Here is a 17,702-nt window from a genome sequence, read left to right as displayed (position 1 = left end):
GCACTACCGGTCAGGACTCGAGCAGTTCCATCCAGGCGGCTTCGGCCTTTTCCAGCTGCGCGGCGGCGGTTTCGCGATCGCGGCCAAGCACGGCCATGCGCGTGGCATCGGCGTAGTTGGCCGGGTCGGCCAGCTGGCGGTCCAGCTCGGCCAGGGCACCTTCCAGCTCGGCCACCTTGGCTTCAGCGGCGGCCAGCTTGTGCGGGTTCACCGGCTTCTTCTGCACCACCTGCGCCACCGGGGTGGTCTTGACCACCACCGGCTCTTCCACCTGTTCCATGCGCGCCTTGGTGCCCTGCGCCTGCGGGCGGGTACGCAGCCACGCGGCGTAGGCATCCAGGTCGCCATCGAACGGCTCGACCACGCCATCGGCCACGCGCCAGTAGGTATCGCAGACCAGGCCGATCAGATGGCGGTCGTGCGAGACCATCACGATCGCGCCTTCGAAGGTGGCCAATGCTTCGGCCAGCGCTTCGCGCATTTCCAGGTCAAGGTGGTTGGTCGGTTCGTCCAGCAGCAGCACGTTTGGCTGCTGCCAGGCGATCAGCGCCAGCGCCAGGCGTGCGCGCTCGCCACCGGAGAAGCCATCGACCGGCTCGAACGCGCGGTCACCCGGGAAGTTCCACTTGCCGAGGAAATCGCGGAACGACTGGTTCGGTGCGTCCGGGGCGATCTCGCGGAAATGCTCCATCGGCGACTGGCCTTCGTGCAGCGACTCCACCGTGTGCTGGGCGAAGTAGCCGATCTTCAGGTCCGGGTGCGCCATGCGCTCGCCGACGATCGGCGCCAGCTCGCCCACCAGGGTCTTCACCAGGGTGGTCTTGCCGGCACCGTTCGGGCCGAGCAGGCCAATGCGCTGGCCCGCTTCCAGACCGAAGCCGACGTTGTGCAGGATCACTGCGTCCTTGCCGTAGCCGGCCTCGACATGGTTCAGGCGGATCAGCGAGAACGGCAGCTTGGCCGGCGGCGCGAACTCGATACGGAACTCGCGCTCGGCGCGCACTGCTTCGGTACCGGCCAGCTTGGCCAGGCGCTTCATGCGGCTTTGCGCCTGCGCGGCCTTGCTGGCCTGTGCCTTGAAGCGGTCGATGAAGCTCTGCAGGTGGGCGCGCTCGGCCTGTTCCTTCTCGTGCGCGATCTGCTGCTGGCGCAGCTGTTCGGCGCGCTGGCGCTCGAAATCGGTATAACCGCCCGGGTAGAGCTTGGCGCCGCCGCCGTGCAGGTGCAGGGTGTGGGTGGCCACGTTGTCGAGGAACTCACGGTCATGCGAGATCAACAGCAGGGTGCCGGGGTACTTCAGCAGCCACTGCTCCAGCCAGTACACCGCGTCCAGGTCCAGGTGGTTGGTCGGTTCGTCCAGCAGCAGCAGGTCACTGGGCATCATCAGCGCGCGGGCCAGGTTCAGGCGTACGCGCCAGCCGCCGGAGAACGAGGACACCGCGCGGTGGTGGGTCTCGGCCGGGAAACCGAGGCCGTGCAGCAGCTTGCCGGCGCGCGCTTCGGCGTCGTAGGCCCCCATCTCGGCCATCTTCGTGTGCGCGTTGGCCACCGCCTCCCAGTCTTCGCGCGCGGTTGCTTCAGCCTCTTCAGCCAGCACCGCAGCCACATCGGTATCCCCGCCCAGCACAAAGCTCAGCGCCGGGTCCGGCAGCGACGGGGTTTCCTGGGCCACGCTGGCGATACGGACCTTGCCGGGCAGGTCGACGTCACCCTTGTCGGCCTCCAGCTCGCCCTTCACCGCCGCGAACAGGCTGGACTTGCCAGCACCGTTGCGGCCGACCACGCCCACCCGGTAACCGGCGTGCAGGGTCAGGTCGACATTGGACAACAGCAGCCGCTCGCCGCGGCGCAAGGCGAAATTACGAAGGGAGATCATCGGGGGAGGGGTCCATATAACCGGATGGAATGTGCTGGTGAGCACTGTTCCTGCGACGTAATTCTAGCGTTAACGAATACTTGACGCGCCCCGGGATGCGCGGCGGCAGGCCAACTCTCTCCCTCGTCGGCCCCGCGCAGCCCCCGGGCCCCACCTCCCGCCGCTGCCCTCTTCCGCTAAATGGTTGCTGCTGCAACGTTTTTTCCTGTTGCAACCATTTGACACGCACTGGATATCCCGTTAATTCCTGCCTTGCGCACCGCAACAACCGCCGTCCGCCTCACCCCCGTGATGTCGATTCCGGTGCCACCCCCGCCAACCGGAGCCCCATCCCGATGACCCGCAAGACCAGCCTGATCGCCGCCGCCGTCGCTGTCGCACTCGGTGGCTCTCCGTTCGTTGCCGCTGCCCAGCAGGCCGGCACCGCCGCCAACACCCTGGACACGGTGATCGTCACCGGCACCCGCGTGGCCGACCGCACCGTCGCCGAATCGCAGTCGCCGATCGACATCATCACCCCTGAAGTGCTGCAGTCCACCGGCACCAGTGAACTGGCCACCGCACTGTCGCGCGCCCTGCCCTCGCTGAACTTCCCGCGCCCGGCCTTGACCGACGGCACCAGTGGCGTGCGCCCGGCGCAGCTGCGCGGCCTGTCGCCGGACCAGGTGCTGGTGCTGGTCAACGGCAAGCGCCGCCACACCTCGGCGATGATCAACGTCAACGGCAGCATCGGCCGTGGCTCGTCGGCGGTGGACATCAATGCGATCCCGATCGCCGCCATCGAGCGTGTGGAAGTGCTGCGCGACGGTGCGTCGGCACAGTACGGCTCGGACGCCATTGCAGGCGTCATCAACATCGTGCTCAAGGGCAGCGGCCGTGGCGGCAGCCTGGCCGTGGACTACGGCCAGTACTCGGCCGGTGACGGCAACAAGTACCAGCTCTCCGGCGATACCGGCGTCGAGTTCGGCAACGGCCGTGGTCGCGTGCACGTGGCTGGCCAGATCAGCCAGCAGGACGAGAGCAACCGCGCCGGCCCGTACCGCGGCACCACCCCGAACACCGGCAACTTCCCCAGCATCGGCCAGAAGACCTTCATCGTCGGCGACCCGCGCGTGGATGCCACCGCCGCGTCGGCCAACGCCAGCTTCGACTTCAGCGACCACGTGACCGGCTACGCCAGCGCGCTGCTCAGCAACCGCGACATCACCTCGTTCGCGTTCTACCGTTCGCGCAACCACAGCGGGCAGAGCGCGCTGCTGGCGCAGACCTACCCCGACGGCTTCGTGCCGGAGATCAACCAGTATTCGAAGGACCGCTCGCTGGTGGCCGGGGTCAAGGGCAACACCGACAACGGCTGGACCTGGGACCTGAGCCTGAACCACGGTGAGAACACCCTCGACTTCCACACCCGCAACAGCATCAACTACAGCCTCGGCGCAACCAGCCCGCGCTCGTTCTACGACGGCACGCTGAAATACCAGCAGGACATCTTCAATGCCGACCTGACCAAGTCGCTGGACTGGGGCCTGGCCTACCCGGTCACGCTGTCCTTCGGTGGTGAGTACCGCAAGGAAAAGTGGGACCAGAACCCGGGCGAGCTGAACTCGTACACAGGCAGCGGCGCGCAGGGCTTCGCGGGCTTCACCCCGACCAATGAAGTGCATGCGGACCGCCACAACTACGCGGTCTATGCTGGCCTGGAAGCGGACCTGACCGAGAAGTTCTCGGCCGGCATCACCGGCCGCTACGAGGACTACTCGGACTTCGGCGACCGCTTCTCCGGCAAGCTTTCGGCGCGCTATGCATTCACCGACAAGGTCGCGCTGCGGGCCACCGCCTCCAGTGGCTTCCGTGCACCGTCGCTGGCGCAGCAGGGCTACCAGGCGGTCACCAGCCAGTTCCTCAATGGCGTGTTCGTCGAGCGTGGCACCTTCCCGACCACCAGCCCGGCCGCGCAGGCGCTGGGCGCCTCGCCGCTGAAGGCCGAAACCTCCACCTCCTACAGCCTGGGCCTGGTGCTGCAGCCGGCCGACCGCCTGTATATCACCGTCGACGCCTACCAGATCGACATCGATGACCGCATCGCATTGTCGTCCAGCATCACCACCAACGCGGCCACCAGCGCGCTGCTGGGCACCCTGGGCCTGCCGCAGGTGACCGCGTTTTCCTACTTCACCAATGGCTTGGATACGCGCACCCGTGGCGTCGACTTCGTGTCCAGCTATACGGTGCCGTTCAACGCCAGCAGCCTGGAGCTGACCGCTGCGTACAGCTACAACGACACCGAAGTGCGCCGCGTCGGCGGCACCCCGGCGGTGTTCGGCACGCTGGGCCTGACCCAGTCGCTGATCGGTCGCGATGAAATTGGCCGCATCGAGGACAGCTACCCGCGCGACAAGGCGATCCTGAGCGGCACCTGGCGCTCGGACCACTGGGAACTGGGCCTGGCCGCCACCCGCTACGGCAAATTCACCGTGCGCAACTCGGCCACCGCGCTGCGTGACCAGACCTACGGCGACGCCTGGGTGGTGGATGCCTCGGCCAGCTACAAGCCGAGCAGCAACTGGACCCTGACCGTGGGCGCCGACAACCTGCTGGACAAGTACCCGGACCGCACCGAAGACCTGCAGAACTCGACCTTCGGCATGCTGCCGTACAGCAACTACTCGCCGTTCGGCTTCAACGGCGCGTATGTGTACGGGCGGATCAAGTACACCTGGTAAGCGGTAACGGGCGTGCCGGGCCCTGCCCGGCGCCGCTCTGGTAGTGCCGGCCGCTGGCCGGCATCCCCTCGCCGCATCTGGAGGAGAGCCCCTTCTTGTTGAAGGGGCGCTCCGAAGGCGGGGGTAGAAGAGAAATGCGTGGGCAAACCCTCCGGCCACGGCACGTGGACGGCGGGTTTGCCGTATCTGGCCGCTTCGGTGAAAATCGGGGTATCCCCCTGCTTTCTGCGAGTGCCGATGCACCATGACACCGACCTGATCAACATCGTTGCCGTTGGCCTGGGGCTCGCCTTCATCTTCGGCGCGCTGGCCAACAAGCTCCGCTTGTCTCCCCTGGTCGGTTACCTGGTTGCTGGCATCTGCGTAGGTCCGTTCACCCCCGGCTTCGTCGCCGACCAGGCGCTGGCCAACCAGCTGGCCGAACTGGGCGTGATGCTGCTGATGTTCGGTGTCGGCCTGCACTTCTCGCTGAAGGACCTGATGGCGGTCAAGGCGATCGCCATTCCCGGTGCCATTGGGCAGATCGCAGTGGCCACCCTGCTCGGCTGGGGCGTGGCCTCGCTGATGGGCTGGCCGGCCATCCATGGCGTCATCTTCGGTTTCTCGCTGGCCACCGCCAGTACCGTCGTGCTTTTGCGGGCGATGGAAGAACGCCGCCTGCTGGAGACGATGCGCGGCAAGATCGCGGTCGGCTGGCTGATCGTCGAAGACCTGGCCTGCGTGCTGGCACTGGTGATGATGCCGGTGATGGCCGGCGTGTTCGGCCCCGACGCGGCCAAGGAATCGCACTCGCTGGGCAGGGTGCTGGCCGACATCGGCTGGACCTTCGTGCAGCTGGGCCTGTTCGTGGCGGTGATGCTGGTGGTCGGGCGCCGGGTCATCCCGTGGATCCTGGAACGCATCGCCGGTACCGGTTCGCGTGAGCTGTTCACCCTGTCCGTGCTGGCGATCGCGCTGGGCGTGGCGTTCGGCTCGGCGATGCTGTTCGGCGTCTCGTTCGCGCTGGGCGCGTTCTTTGCCGGCATGCTGCTCAACGAATCGGAGCTGAGCCACAAGGCCGCGCATGATTCGCTGCCGCTGCGCGATGCGTTCGCGGTGTTGTTCTTTGTGTCGGTCGGCATGCTGTTCGACCCCAACATCATCGTGCAGCACCCGTGGCAGGTGCTGGCCACGGTGCTGATCATCATGTTCGGCAAGTCGGCCGCCGCGTTCTTCATCGTGCGTGCGTTCGGCCACCCGACCAGCACCGCGCTGACCATCTCGGCCAGCCTGGCGCAGATCGGCGAGTTCGCCTTCATCATCGCCGGCCTCGGCGTGGCGCTGCAGATCCTGCCGAAGGAGGGCCAGTCGCTGGTGCTGGCCGGGGCACTGGTGTCGATCATGCTCAACCCGCTGGTGTTCGGCCTGCTCGACCGTTGGCAGGCCAAGCAGGAGCAGTCTCCGCAGGTACCCGAGCCGCCCGAAGCGATCGGCCCGTCGCGCGACCTGCATGACCACGCCATCGTGATCGGCTATGGCCGGGTGGGCAGCGAACTGGCGCAGGTGCTGCGCGACCGTGGCGTGCCGGTGCTGGTGATCGATGACAACAAGGAACACGTCGAGCAGGCGCACGCCAAGGGCCTGGCGGCGATCCGCGGCAGTGCCGCTGCCGACCGGGTGCTGGCCGAGGCCCATCCGGAACGCGCGAAGATCGCGGTGCTGGCGATTCCGCAGCCGCTGGAAGCCGGTGAGGCACTGGCCAAGCTGCGGGCGATCAACCCGGACCTGACCCTGCTGGCGCGTGCGCACAGCGACGCCGAGGTGAAGCATCTGCTGGAACACGGTGCGGATGGCACAGTGATGGCCGAACGTGAGCTGGCGTATTCGCTGGCGGAGATGGTGATGGCCACGCCGCCGTATCGCGGGTTGGGCCAGCACAGTATTCCCGTGGTGTGAGGGGTGTGCGTGCGGCAGGGCTTGCAGCCCTGCACCTGCCGAATCAACGTCAACGGCAACGGCAAAAGCTCACTCTCCGTTGGATGGCGGGGCGCGTCCCGGCTGCTGTTGGTGGGTGTCGACCTTGGTCGACACGGCGGCGCATGGGGTCAGATCCGTTTTCCGCAGGAAAACGGATCTGACCCCGGAAACAAAAAAATCCCCGGTCGACCCGCATCGACCGGGGATCTGGATCGCCACGTTGCCACGCCTTGGAGAGGCAGTTCCACCGTAGCGCATCGCGGCACCGGTGGTGATCGCCTGTAGCGATGACGACCAAGCGTGTGGCTATCAGGCGCCGGCCAGGGCCTGCTCCAGGTCGGCACGCAGGTCGCCGATATGTTCGATGCCGATCGACAGCCGCACGGTGTCTTCACTGACGCCGGCCTTGGCCAGCTCCGCCGCATCCAACTGGCGGTGGGTGGTCGAGGCGGGATGGGTGGCCAGTGACTTCGCATCGCCCAGGTTGACCAGGCGGGTGAACAATTTCAGCGCGTCAAGGAAACGTGCGCCTGCCTCGCGCCCGCCCGGCAGGCCGAAGGTCAGCACGCCCGAGCCGTGCCCACCCAGATAGCGCTGCGCGGCGGCGTGCTCGGGATCGTCGGCCAGCCCGGCATAGCGCACCCACGCCACCTTAGCGTGCGACTTCAGGAACTGCGCGACGGCCAGTGCGTTGGCGTTGATGCGTTCCATGCGCAGGGCCAGGGTCTCGATGCCCTGCAGGATCAGGAACGCATTGAACGGCGACAACGCAGCGCCGGTATTGCGCAGCGGCACCACCCGCGCGCGGCCGATGTAGGCCGCTGGCCCCAGGGCTTCGGTATAGACCACGCCGTGGTAGCTGGGGTCGGGCTGGTTGAGCCGCGCGAAGCGTTGGGGCTGTGCGGTCCAGTCGAAGCGGCCGGAATCGATGATCGCGCCGCCGAGGCTGGTGCCGTGGCCGCCCAGGTACTTGGTCAGCGAATGCACCACGATGTCGGCGCCGTGCTCGAATGGGCGCAGCAGGAACGGCGTGGCCACGGTGTTGTCGACGATCAGCGGCACGCCAGCGGCATGCGCGACCTCCGCAATCGCAGCGATGTCGGTGACGTTGCCGCGCGGGTTGCAGATCGATTCGACGAACACCGCCTTGGTGCGCTCGTCGATCAGCGCGGCGAACGCAGAAGGATCAGCCGGATCAGCAAAGCGCGCCTGGATGCCGTACTGCGGCAGCGTGTGCGCCAGCAGGTTGAGGCTGCCGCCATACAACGCGCTGGAGGCGACGATGTTGTCGCCGGCCTCTGCAATGGTCTGGATGGCATAGGTGATCGCGGCCTGCCCCGAGGCCAGCGCCAGCGCACCGATGCCGCCTTCCAGCGCAGCCAGGCGCTGCTCCAGTACGTCGGTGGTGGGGTTCATGATGCGCGTATAGATATTGCCCGGTACCTTCAGGTCGAACAGGTCGGCGCCGTGCTGGGTGTCATCGAAGGCATACGCCACCGTCTGGTAGATCGGCACCGCCACCGCGCGGGTAGTCGGGTCGGGACGGTAGCCACCGTGCACGGCCAGGGTTTCCAGTTGCCACTGCGGGTCGCTCATTGCGCCAGGCTCCATCCGGGGAAACCGCCACCATAGGCCAGCCGTCGCCGGCCGCTGAAAGCTGCTGGCGATGACGTCCATACCGGGGGTTATCAGGTTGGCCGCGATTCAGGCAGCGGTCACGGGGCGTTGATAGGCTTCGCCGCCGGGCGCTCCTGCCCGGGCACGGAGGCCCCACGCGCATGCAGCCATCCCCCTGGACACCCACCGCCAACGGTACCCCGACCCAGGTCTTGTTGGTGGAGGACGACCGTCGCCTGGCCGAGCTGGTCAGCGACTATCTCCACGAACATGGTTTCGCCGTGCAGCATGTGGCGCGCGGTGACCTTGCCGGCGCGGCCTGCCGCCAGCATGCGCCCGAGCTGGTGGTACTGGACCTGATGCTGCCCGGCCTCGGCGGCATCGACGTGTGCCGGCAGATCCGCAGTTTCTCCGACGTGCCGATCCTGATGCTGACCGCGTGCGAAGACGACATCGAGCAGGTGCTGGGCCTGGAATCGGGCGCCGATGACTATGTGCACAAACCGATCGAGCCGCGTCTGCTGCTGGCCCGCCTGCGCGCCCTGCTGCGCCGCCGCCATGGCAGCAGCAACACCGGCACACCCAGCCGTCTGATGCATGGCGAACTGCTGATCGACCGCATGCAGCGCGAAGTGCACCTGCACGGTCAACCGGTCGAGCTGGGTACCACGGAATTCGAGATCCTGTGGCTGCTGGCCAGCCAGCCGGGGCAGATCCTGTCGCGCGACCAGATCCTGCAGGCGGTGCGCGGCATCGGCTTTGACGGCCTGGACCGCAGTGTTGATGTCAGCATCGGCAAGCTGCGCCGCAAGCTCGGTGATGATGCGCGCGAACCGCGGCGGATCAAGACCGTGTGGGGCCGTGGCTACCAGTTCAATCCGTCGGCCTGGACGGCATGAAGCGGCTGTTCCTGTGGTTGTGGTTTATCACGGGTGCCTGCTTCCTGGTGTCGGTGTTCTTCCTCAACCACATCCTGGACGGCATCTACACACCCGTGCAGGATCGCGTCTTCGTCCAGCAGGTGCGTGGTCAGGTGTACGCCCTGCGCAGTGGCCTGGCCGGCCTGGATGCCGACCAGCAGCGTGAGCGCCTGCAGCAGTGGCAGCCACACTACGGCATCGCCCTGACCCTGCTCGACAAACCTCCCGCACTCGACGCGCAGGAACAGGTGGCCGTGAAGGCCGATGGTTTCATCGTGCGCGATCAATACCAGCAGGTCCTGCTGCCCATCGAGGGCAGCGATGGCCGCTGGCTGCACCTGCGCCTGCCTGGCGCGGTGCAGATGACGACGTACATGACCATCGCCGCCTACCTCAGCATCCTGCTGCTGGTGGGCGCCAGCCTGTACGCGTGGGTGCGCCTGCTCTGGCGCGACCTGGAAGCGCTGCGCCGGCATGCCGACCGCATCGGTTCGGGCGATCTGCAGGCACGTGCCCAGGTCTCGCCACGCTCGCAGATCCGGGTCATCGTCGACCACTCCAACCGCATGGCGGCACGCGTGGCCGAACTGGTGCAGCGCCAGCGCGACCTGACCCATGCGATCTCCCACGAGCTGCGCACGCCGATCGCGCGCGTGGCCTTCGGCCTGGACCTGATGCAGGACAGCGATGACCGCGAACGCCGCGAACGGCTGGCGCGGGGCCTGCACGGCGATCTGGCCGAACTCAACCGGCTGGTCAGCGAACTGCTGGCTTACGAACGGCTGGAGCATCCCAGCGAGGGCGAGCCGATGCAGCGCATCGAAGCCAACGACTGGCTGCAGGCCTGCCTGGCCGATGCGCGCCGTGATGCCGAACGTGCCGGCGTGATACTGCGCGTGCAGCCCAGCGCGTTGCCACGGGTGGACGCCGAGCCGCGCCTGCTGCAGCTGGCACTCAGCAATCTGGTGGGCAATGCGCTGCGCCATGCGCGTTCGCAGGTGGAAGTCTCGCTGGTCGGTGTCAGCGGCCGCGCCTGCCTGCGTGTGGATGACGACGGTCCCGGCATTGCCGAAGCCGATCGCGAGAAGGTGATGCGCCCGTTCACCCGCCTGGATGACAGCCGCAGCCGCGATACCGGGGGCTTCGGCCTGGGCCTGGCCATCGTCAGCCGCATTGCCGTCCGCCACGGCGGCGAACTTCGCATCAGCCGCGCCACGTTGGGCGGCGCGCGCATGGAAATGCACTGGCCGCTGGCTGCCAGCTGAACGCCCCTGGGCGCGATTACAGTTGATTACAACTCCCGCACAACTGCGGACGGATCGGTCGCCGGCGTATCGCCACGCTAGCGACCCTGCAGCACTCGCCGGATGCGCGTGCTGCCTTCCTCCCATTGTCGAGAGTTTCCATGTCCCAGCTTCGCCGTTCCCCCGCCCTGCTCTGCCTGGCCCTGTTGCCGCTGTTCGCCGCACCGATCGCCCACGCCAAGGATGACCACTGGACCTTCGAGGTCGCTGCCGGCGGTGGCGTGGCGCCGCGCTACAGCGGCAGCGAGGAGTATCGTGCGACACCGTCGTTGTCCTTTGATGTCACCTCGCCGGGTGGATGGTTTCTGGGCACCAGTGGCATTGGCTGGGGCACCTCCATCGGCGAGCACACCCGCGTGCGCGCGTATGTCGGCGCCAGCGGCATCCGCAAGGAAAAGGACTCGCTGCTCGGCGGTTCCGACTTCCTGCGCGGCATGGGTGATATCGATACCCGTCCCCTGGTCGGCATCTCGGCTGGTTATACGCTGGGCGAAGCCGTGCTGAGCGGCTCCTGGCAGTTCACCCGCAAGGACGAGGACAAGGCCGAGAACGGCCTGGCCACCCAGCAGATCCATCTGAACCTGAGCATACCGCTGTTCGACCTGGCCGGCGGCGTGGTCAGCGGCAGCGTGTCCACCGACTACGGCAACCGCGGCTACATGCAGACCTGGTACGGCGTCAGCCCGGAACAGGCGGCGCGTACCGGCTTTGCCGAGCACAAGCCAAAGGCCGGCCTGGTCAGTGCCGGTGTCGGTCTGAAGTGGAGCCACCGCGTGGGCCGCAACGGCAACTGGTACATCTCGGCCGAAGGCACGCGCCTGCTCGGTGATGCCGCCGACAGCCCGATCGTGCAGAAGGCGAACCAGTTCGGCTTGATGAGCGGCTATACGCACCGCTTCTGAGTGAGCGCCGGGCATTGCCCGGCCCACTTCGCAGGAAACGGGGCGCTACGGCCAGGCAGCGCCCCGTGTGAATCACGCTTTGGCGAACACCAGGCGGCCGCCGTCGTTTCCGACTTCGATGGTATCGCCGTTGACGAAAGCACCGGACAGGATCTGCTGCGCCAGCGGATTCTCCAGCTGCGACTGGATTGCACGCTTCAACGGGCGCGCGCCATAGACCGGATCGAAGCCGACGTTGCCGAGCAGGTCGAACGCCGCATCGGAGACCGCCAGCTTCAATCCGCGCTCGGCCAGCCGCTTCTCAAGCCCACGCATCTGGATGCGCGCGATCTGCTTGATCTGCTGCTTGTCCAGCGGGTGGAACACCACGATGTCGTCCAGGCGGTTGATGAACTCCGGACGGAAGTGCGCCTGTACCACGCCCATCACCGCCGCCTTCATCTGCGTGTAGGCCTCCGGACTGTCGTCGGCGCTCATGTCCTGGATCTGGTGCGAGCCCAGGTTCGAGGTCATCACGATGACGGTGTTGCGGAAGTCCACGGTGCGGCCCTGTCCATCGGTCAGGCGGCCATCGTCCAGCACCTGCAGCAGGATGTTGAACACATCCGGATGCGCCTTCTCCACTTCGTCCAGCAGGATCAGCGAGTACGGACGGCGACGCACGGCCTCGGTCAGGTAGCCACCTTCCTCGTAGCCCACGTAACCCGGAGGCGCGCCGATCAGACGGGCGACGCTGTGCTTCTCCATGAACTCGCTCATGTCGATGCGGATCATCGCGTCGGCGCTGTCGAACAGGAATTCGGCCAGCGACTTGCACAGCTCGGTCTTGCCGACACCGGTCGGGCCGAGGAACAGGAACGAGCCGGCCGGGCGATTCGGATCGGACAGGCCCGCACGCGAACGGCGCACGGCATCGGAGACGACCTTGATCGCTTCTTCCTGGCCGACCACGCGGTTGTGCAGCACCTCTTCCATGCGCAACAGCTTGTCGCGCTCGCCTTCGAGCATCTTGTTGACCGGGATGCCGGTCCAGCGCGATACGACTTCGGCGATCTCCTCGTCGGTCACGCGGTCCTGCACCAGCTTGAAGTCCTTGTGCTCGGCCTCCTGGGCCGCGGCCAGCTGCTTTTCCAGCTGCGGCAGCAGCCCGTACTGGATCTCGCTCATCTTGGCGAAATCCTGGCGGCGCTGCGCGGCCTCCAGCTCCAGCTTGGCCTGCTCGACCTGTTCCTTGATCTTGGTCGCGCCCTGCAGCGCGGCCTTCTCCGACTTCCAGATTTCATTGAGGTCGGAGAACTCGCGCTCCAGCCCGTCGATGTCGTTCTCCAGGTCGGCCAGGCGCTGCCGCGAGGCTTCGTCCTTCTCCTTCTTCAGCATCTCGCGCTGGATCTTCAGCTGGATCACCCGGCGCTCAAGGCGGTCCAGCTCTTCCGGCTTGGAGTCGATCTCCATGCGCAGTCGCGAGGCGGCTTCGTCCATCAGGTCGATGGCCTTGTCCGGCAGCTGGCGGTCGGTGATGTAGCGGTTGGACAACGTCGCAGCCGCGACGATGGCCGGATCGGTGATCTCCACGCCGTGGTGCACGGCGTACTTTTCCTTCAGGCCGCGCAGGATCGCGATGGTGTCCTCCACCGACGGCTCGCCCACGAACACCTTCTGGAAGCGACGCTCCAGCGCAGCATCCTTCTCGATGTACTTGCGGTATTCGTCCAGCGTGGTGGCGCCGATGCAGTGCAGCTCGCCGCGTGCCAGCGCTGGCTTCAGCATGTTGCCGGCATCCATCGCGCCATCGGCCTTGCCGGCGCCGACCATGGTGTGCAGTTCGTCGATGAACAGGATGATCTGGCCTTCGTTCTTGGCCAGGTCGTTGAGCACGCCCTTCAGGCGCTCCTCGAATTCGCCGCGGAACTTGGCCCCGGCAATCAGCGCGCCCATGTCCAGCGACAGCACGCGCTTGCCGCGCAGGCCCTCGGGCACTTCGTCGTTGATGATGCGCTGGGCCAGTCCTTCCACGATCGCGGTCTTGCCCACGCCGGGTTCGCCGATCAGCACCGGGTTGTTCTTGGTCCGGCGCTGCAGCACCTGGATGGTGCGGCGGATCTCCTCGTCACGGCCGATCACCGGGTCGAGCTTGCCGCTCTCGGCACGCGCGGTCAGGTCGATGGTGTATTTCTCCAGCGCCTGGCGCTGTTCCTCGGCATTCTCCGACTGCACGTTCTCGCCGCCGCGCAGCTTGTCGATGGCCGCCTGCAGGCGGGTCTTGTCGGCACCGGCGGCGCGCAGCGCCATGCCCAGCGTGCCGCCGTCGTCCAGCGCCGCCAGCACGAACCACTCGCTGGCAATGAAGGCATCCCCGTGCTGCTGGGCCAGCTTGTCGGTCTGGTTCAGCAGGCGCCCCAGGTCGTTGCCCATCGAGACGTTGCCGGCCTGGCCGGACACCTTCGGCAGCGCATCCAGCGCCTCGGTCAGGCGCTCGCGCAGTACCGGCACGTTCACCCCGGCCTGGGCCAGCAGCGGACGCGTGCTGCCGCCCTGCTGGTCCAGCAGCGCGCTGAACAGGTGAACCGGTTCGATGATGCTGTTGTCGCGGCCCACGGCCAGCGACTGTGCGTCTGCCAGCGCCTGCTGGAAACGCGAGGTGAGCTTGTCCATCCGCATTGCGAATCCTCATCGGTCATCAGGGCCGGCCCGCGCCGGCGATGCTGGAAAGATGCGGTTGCCCCACCCGGTTTCAAGGGTGGCTGCGACTGCACCTCGAGGCCAGTCAGGCTTCGGCCAGCATGCCGGAACCGGTGTGGTCGGCGTGTTGATCCCGATCAGTTCCACGCAGTGAACGGGCTCAGCGGGTGATCGCGCTGCGGATCGCCCGCAGCTGCTGCTTGACCGCCCGCGCCTGGGCGGCATCCATCCGCAGCAGCGCCTTCTGCCCGATCGAGCGCGACTGCAGGGTGGGATCGACAAAGCGGTAGCGGCCGCGTTCATCGCGCTGTACCACTGGGGACTGGGCCAGTTCCGGGGTGTCCAGCAGGTGGTCGATCACCGCGACCAGGCGGTCGTTGAAGTACCCGTCGGGCCGGCCCAGGTCCACATAGGCCTGCTGGATCAGCGGATAGAAGCGCTTGTAGGCGGTAGCCGTTGCCGCCGGGTCCAGCGCGGTGAAGGCCTGCACGTAGGGTGCATAGCGCGCCGCGTTGCTGGCGGCGATGCGTTCGCCACCCTCGCCCGGCTCGACCTGCAGGTTGCCCGGCAGCGGCCGCGCGGCCAGCGCAGTCGGCGGCACGCTGGGCTTGTCCAGGTTGTCGACCTGGGTGACCAGGCGCTGGATCAGATGATCGCGCAGCAGCAGGGTCAGTGGCCCCTCGCCCTGGAACAACTGGGTCAATGCACCCCAGGCGGCCGTATCGCTGTCAGCCAGCTTCGGCAGCGCCGGATCGGCCGCGGCCTCGGTATCCAGCGGATGCCTGATCGGCGGCGGTGCTGGCGCGGGTTCTGCGGCCGACTGCGGTTGTGGCGGCGCGCTGGTACTGGCGGGGGTTGATTGCACCGGCACCGAAACACCGTCTGCCAGGCGCTTCAGCTGATCGCGGAACAGCCAACCTCCCGCGCCACCGATTACCACCACGCCCAACACCCAGGGCCATACCGCCTTTCCACTCTGCATGATGCAGCACCTCGTTTCACACGCATGGTGAAGGTGTGACCCCACCGATTGCAGCCGGTTCCCCGCCTGTTCCGCTGCCGTTCGGGTTGAGGCCTGCAGCAAGGCCGTGCTCACACTTGCTTTGCATGCAGCGCGCGAGGCTGTGAGCCTTGTTCTGTGGAGGCACTGCCATGCAGTACGCGCTGTATTACTGGACCGGCATCCAGGGCCGTGGCGAGTTCGTGCGGCTTGCGCTGGAGGATGCCGGTGTCGATTACATCGACATGGCGCGGGTGCACGGCGATACGGTGATGCAGCCGTTTCTCGATGGCAGCAGTGAAGGTGCGCAGCCCTTCGCGCCGCCGTTCCTGAAGGCGGGCCGCCAGGTCATTGCACAGGTCGCCGCGATCCTGGATTTTCTCGGCCCGCCGCTGGACCTGGTGCCGCAGGCGGCCTCGCGGCGGGTGCAGGCGCTGCACTTGCAGCTGACCATCGCTGATCTGGTAGCCGAGGTGCACGACACCCACCATCCGATCGCCGCATCGAAGTACTACGAAGAGCAGAAGACCGAAGCCAAGGCACGGGCCGCCTCCCTGCGTGGCGAACGGCTGCCGAAGTTCCTCGGCTACTTCGAGCAGGTGCTGGCCGCCAATGGTGGCCGCCACGCACTGCGTGAGCATTCCTATGTTGATCTGTCGCTGTTCCAGCTGCTGAGCGGACTGGACTACATGTTCCCGCGCCGGATGCAGGCACTGGCGCCGACCCTGCCCCTGCTGCGCGCGCTGCAGGAGCGGGTGGCAAAGCGGCCGAACATCGCCGCCTATCTGGCCTCGGAGCGGCGGTTGCCGTTCAACACCAACGGTATCTTCCGCCACTACCCGGAACTGGACGCCGAACGGTAGTGCCGGCCGCTGGCCGGCAGCTGCACGATCCGACCGAAGCCCATGAGGATGCCGGCCAGCGGCCGGCACTACCGTTGGGTCAGTTGTTTTCACCCAGCGGCTGCACCGGCTGCTTCTGCAGCGAAAGCAACCCCAGCAGCAACGCCAGTGCCACGTAGGCACCAGCGAACTGCCAGCTGATGATGCGCGCCAGGCCGTCCAGCTCCCACGGGAGATAGATGCCACCACGCGGATCCACCGAGTGGATCAGGCCGAACAGGGTCAGCACCGCAGCCACCAGCAGGAAGCCGCAGGCACGGCGCAGGCGGCCATCGACCATCGCCGCCACCGCCGAAATCCACAGCATCGAGGTGATGATGAAGCCGTTGCCGAGGGTGAAGATCACCGCCAGCTCGGGCAGGCCATGGCCGTCGAGCTTGGTCAGCAGCTGCGGCAGCTGGTCCGGCGCGATCCAGCCGGGTGCCTTGATCGCCAGCAGGTAGGCCACCGACGGCAGGAAGCCGAACACCATCGCACCGGTGTGGTGACGCGGCGTGGCCTGGAAGGCCTGGGTGGTGATATCGATGGCCACGTACACGATGATCGGTGCCAGCACCGCCAGCGGCAGCCACTGCACCAGCCCGGAGATGATGCCGAGCATGCCGCCGATGCCGACGAACAGGCCGGTCAGCAGCGTGTAGCCGCTGCGCGCACCCATGTGCTTGTACGCCGGCTGGCCGATGTACGGCGTGGTCTGCGCCACGCCACCGCAGACGCCGGCCACCAGCGTGGCCACCGCTTCCACCAGCAGGATGTCGCGGGTGCGGTAGTCGTCGCCGGCTGCGCGCGCGCTTTCAGACACGTTGATGCCGCCGACCACCATCAGCAGGCCGAACGGCAGCAGCAGCGGCAGGTAGGTCATCGCGGTGGGCAGGCCGTCGAGGAAGCCCAGTGTCGGCAGCGGCAGCACCACCTGCGGCGGCACCCACTCCGGTACATGGAAGCCGGGTGCGCCCAGCCCGGCCAGGCCGAGGCCGTAATACAGCACGGTGCCGAACACGAAGGCCAGCAGCACGCCCGGGCCACGCACCGGCAGCTTGCCCTTGGCGATCAGCACGTACAGCAGCAAACCGAGCGTGGTGAAGCCGACCAGCGGCGAGCGCAGCGTTTCCAGCAGCGGCAGCAGGCCCATCAGCACCAGCGCGATGCCGGCGATGGAACCCAGCAGCGCGGCTCGCGGCAGCGCGCGGGTGACCGCTTCGCCGAAGAACGACAGCACGAACTTGAGCACGCCCATGATGACCAGCGCGGCCATGCCCAGCTGCCAAGTGGCGATGCCCGCAGCGTGCGGGTCCATGCCCTGCTGCTTGAACGCGATGAAGGCCGGGCCGAGCACCAGCAGCGCCATGCCGATGCTGGTCGGTGCATCCAGACCGAGCGGCATGGCCGTGACACCGTCGCGGCCGGTACGCGCGGCCAGCCGGCGCGCCATCAGGGTGTACAGCAGGTTGCCGACCAGCACGCCGAAGGCGGTGCCGGGGAACATGCGGCCGAACACCACGTCGGCAGGGAACTGGAAGATCCCGACCAGGGCCATGGCGATGAAGCCGAGGATGGAGAGGTTGTCGACGACCAGGCCGAAGAAGCCGTTGAAGTCGCCGGCGACGAGCCAGCGACGCGGTGCGGCGGAAGCGGGAGCGGACATGGAAGGGGCGGTGGGGGTGGGGACCGCCGATGGTAGGCCCAGCGGGGCCAGCGCGCCAATTCCGTCGTGGAATGATGGGTTCCAGCCAACGGCGGAGCCCCTCGTGGCTGGGCGCAGATCGCAGATTCCTGGGCTGGCCCGTGCGGGTGGGCGTCGCGGGGGACGCCGTGAACCCATC

The 17,702-nt window shown here is 67.1% G+C and carries 11 protein-coding genes; 6 read left to right on the top strand and 5 right to left on the bottom strand.

What is annotated here, in order from left to right; translation table 11 throughout:
• Window positions 1–10: 10 nt before the first annotated feature.
• Entirely contained in the window at window positions 11–1,876 is a 1,866-nt protein-coding gene (locus AC5P78_RS13625) for an ABC-F family ATP-binding cassette domain-containing protein (RefSeq protein WP_005410768.1), read from the bottom strand.
• A 335-nt stretch (window positions 1,877–2,211) separates the two neighbouring features.
• On the opposite strand from AC5P78_RS13625, the gene AC5P78_RS13620 reads away from it, so the two are divergent.
• A complete protein-coding gene (locus tag AC5P78_RS13620) occupies window positions 2,212–4,599 on the top strand; it encodes a TonB-dependent receptor plug domain-containing protein (RefSeq protein WP_049459367.1) in 2,388 nt (795 codons plus the stop codon).
• A gap of 237 nt (window positions 4,600–4,836) precedes the next feature.
• Window positions 4,837–6,534 carry a YbaL family putative K(+) efflux transporter gene (gene ybaL, locus AC5P78_RS13615; RefSeq protein WP_138969815.1) on the top strand — a complete coding sequence of 566 codons (1,698 nt, stop codon included), beginning with the start codon at window positions 4,837–4,839 and terminating at the stop codon, window positions 6,532–6,534.
• Window positions 6,535–6,864: 330 nt separating this feature from the next.
• On the opposite strand, the gene AC5P78_RS13610 is transcribed toward ybaL, so the two are convergent.
• Complete coding sequence (locus AC5P78_RS13610; protein ID WP_414498633.1) at window positions 6,865–8,151, bottom strand: O-acetylhomoserine aminocarboxypropyltransferase/cysteine synthase family protein; 1,287 nt, start codon at window positions 8,149–8,151, stop codon at window positions 6,865–6,867.
• 182 nt (window positions 8,152–8,333) lie between these two features.
• Between AC5P78_RS13610 and AC5P78_RS13605 the strand changes: the two genes are divergently transcribed.
• From AC5P78_RS13605 to AC5P78_RS13595, 3 genes are all read left to right on the top strand, one after another.
• Window positions 8,334–9,071: a winged helix-turn-helix domain-containing protein gene (locus AC5P78_RS13605; RefSeq protein WP_005414287.1), complete on the top strand. Its 738-nt coding sequence runs from the start codon at window positions 8,334–8,336 to the stop codon at window positions 9,069–9,071.
• Window positions 9,068–10,357, top strand: coding sequence for an ATP-binding protein (locus AC5P78_RS13600; protein WP_099527679.1), 1,290 nt, complete (start codon window positions 9,068–9,070; stop codon window positions 10,355–10,357). The genes AC5P78_RS13605 and AC5P78_RS13600 overlap by 4 nt, the downstream gene beginning before the upstream one ends.
• Before the next feature lie 140 nt (window positions 10,358–10,497).
• Entirely contained in the window at window positions 10,498–11,298 is an 801-nt protein-coding gene (locus tag AC5P78_RS13595) for a MipA/OmpV family protein (RefSeq protein ID WP_099527680.1), read from the top strand.
• Between the two features lie 72 nt (window positions 11,299–11,370).
• Here the strand turns inward: AC5P78_RS13595 and clpB are convergent, their stop codons facing one another.
• Together clpB and AC5P78_RS13585 are read right to left on the bottom strand one after the other, a co-directional pair.
• Window positions 11,371–13,956, bottom strand: coding sequence for an ATP-dependent chaperone ClpB (gene clpB / locus AC5P78_RS13590; protein WP_012481080.1), 2,586 nt, complete (start codon window positions 13,954–13,956; stop codon window positions 11,371–11,373).
• Window positions 13,957–14,137: 181 nt separating this feature from the next.
• Window positions 14,138–14,959 carry a DUF3014 domain-containing protein gene (locus tag AC5P78_RS13585; RefSeq protein ID WP_100443391.1) on the bottom strand — a complete coding sequence of 274 codons (822 nt, stop codon included), beginning with the start codon at window positions 14,957–14,959 and terminating at the stop codon, window positions 14,138–14,140.
• 170 nt (window positions 14,960–15,129) lie between these two features.
• On the opposite strand from AC5P78_RS13585, the gene AC5P78_RS13580 reads away from it, so the two are divergent.
• On the top strand, window positions 15,130–15,840 hold the full coding sequence (locus AC5P78_RS13580; protein WP_033833006.1) for a glutathione S-transferase: 711 nt from the start codon (window positions 15,130–15,132) through the stop codon (window positions 15,838–15,840).
• Window positions 15,841–15,919: 79 nt separating this feature from the next.
• Here the strand turns inward: AC5P78_RS13580 and AC5P78_RS13575 are convergent, their stop codons facing one another.
• Window positions 15,920–17,524, bottom strand: a complete 1,605-nt coding sequence (locus tag AC5P78_RS13575) for a SulP family inorganic anion transporter (RefSeq protein WP_414498634.1) — start codon at window positions 17,522–17,524, stop codon at window positions 15,920–15,922.
• Between the last annotated feature and the right edge of the window lie 178 nt (window positions 17,525–17,702).

This window comes from Stenotrophomonas sp. YJH_SMC_133 (assembly GCF_059370655.1).
This window is presented reverse-complemented; position numbering and strand designations above follow the sequence as displayed.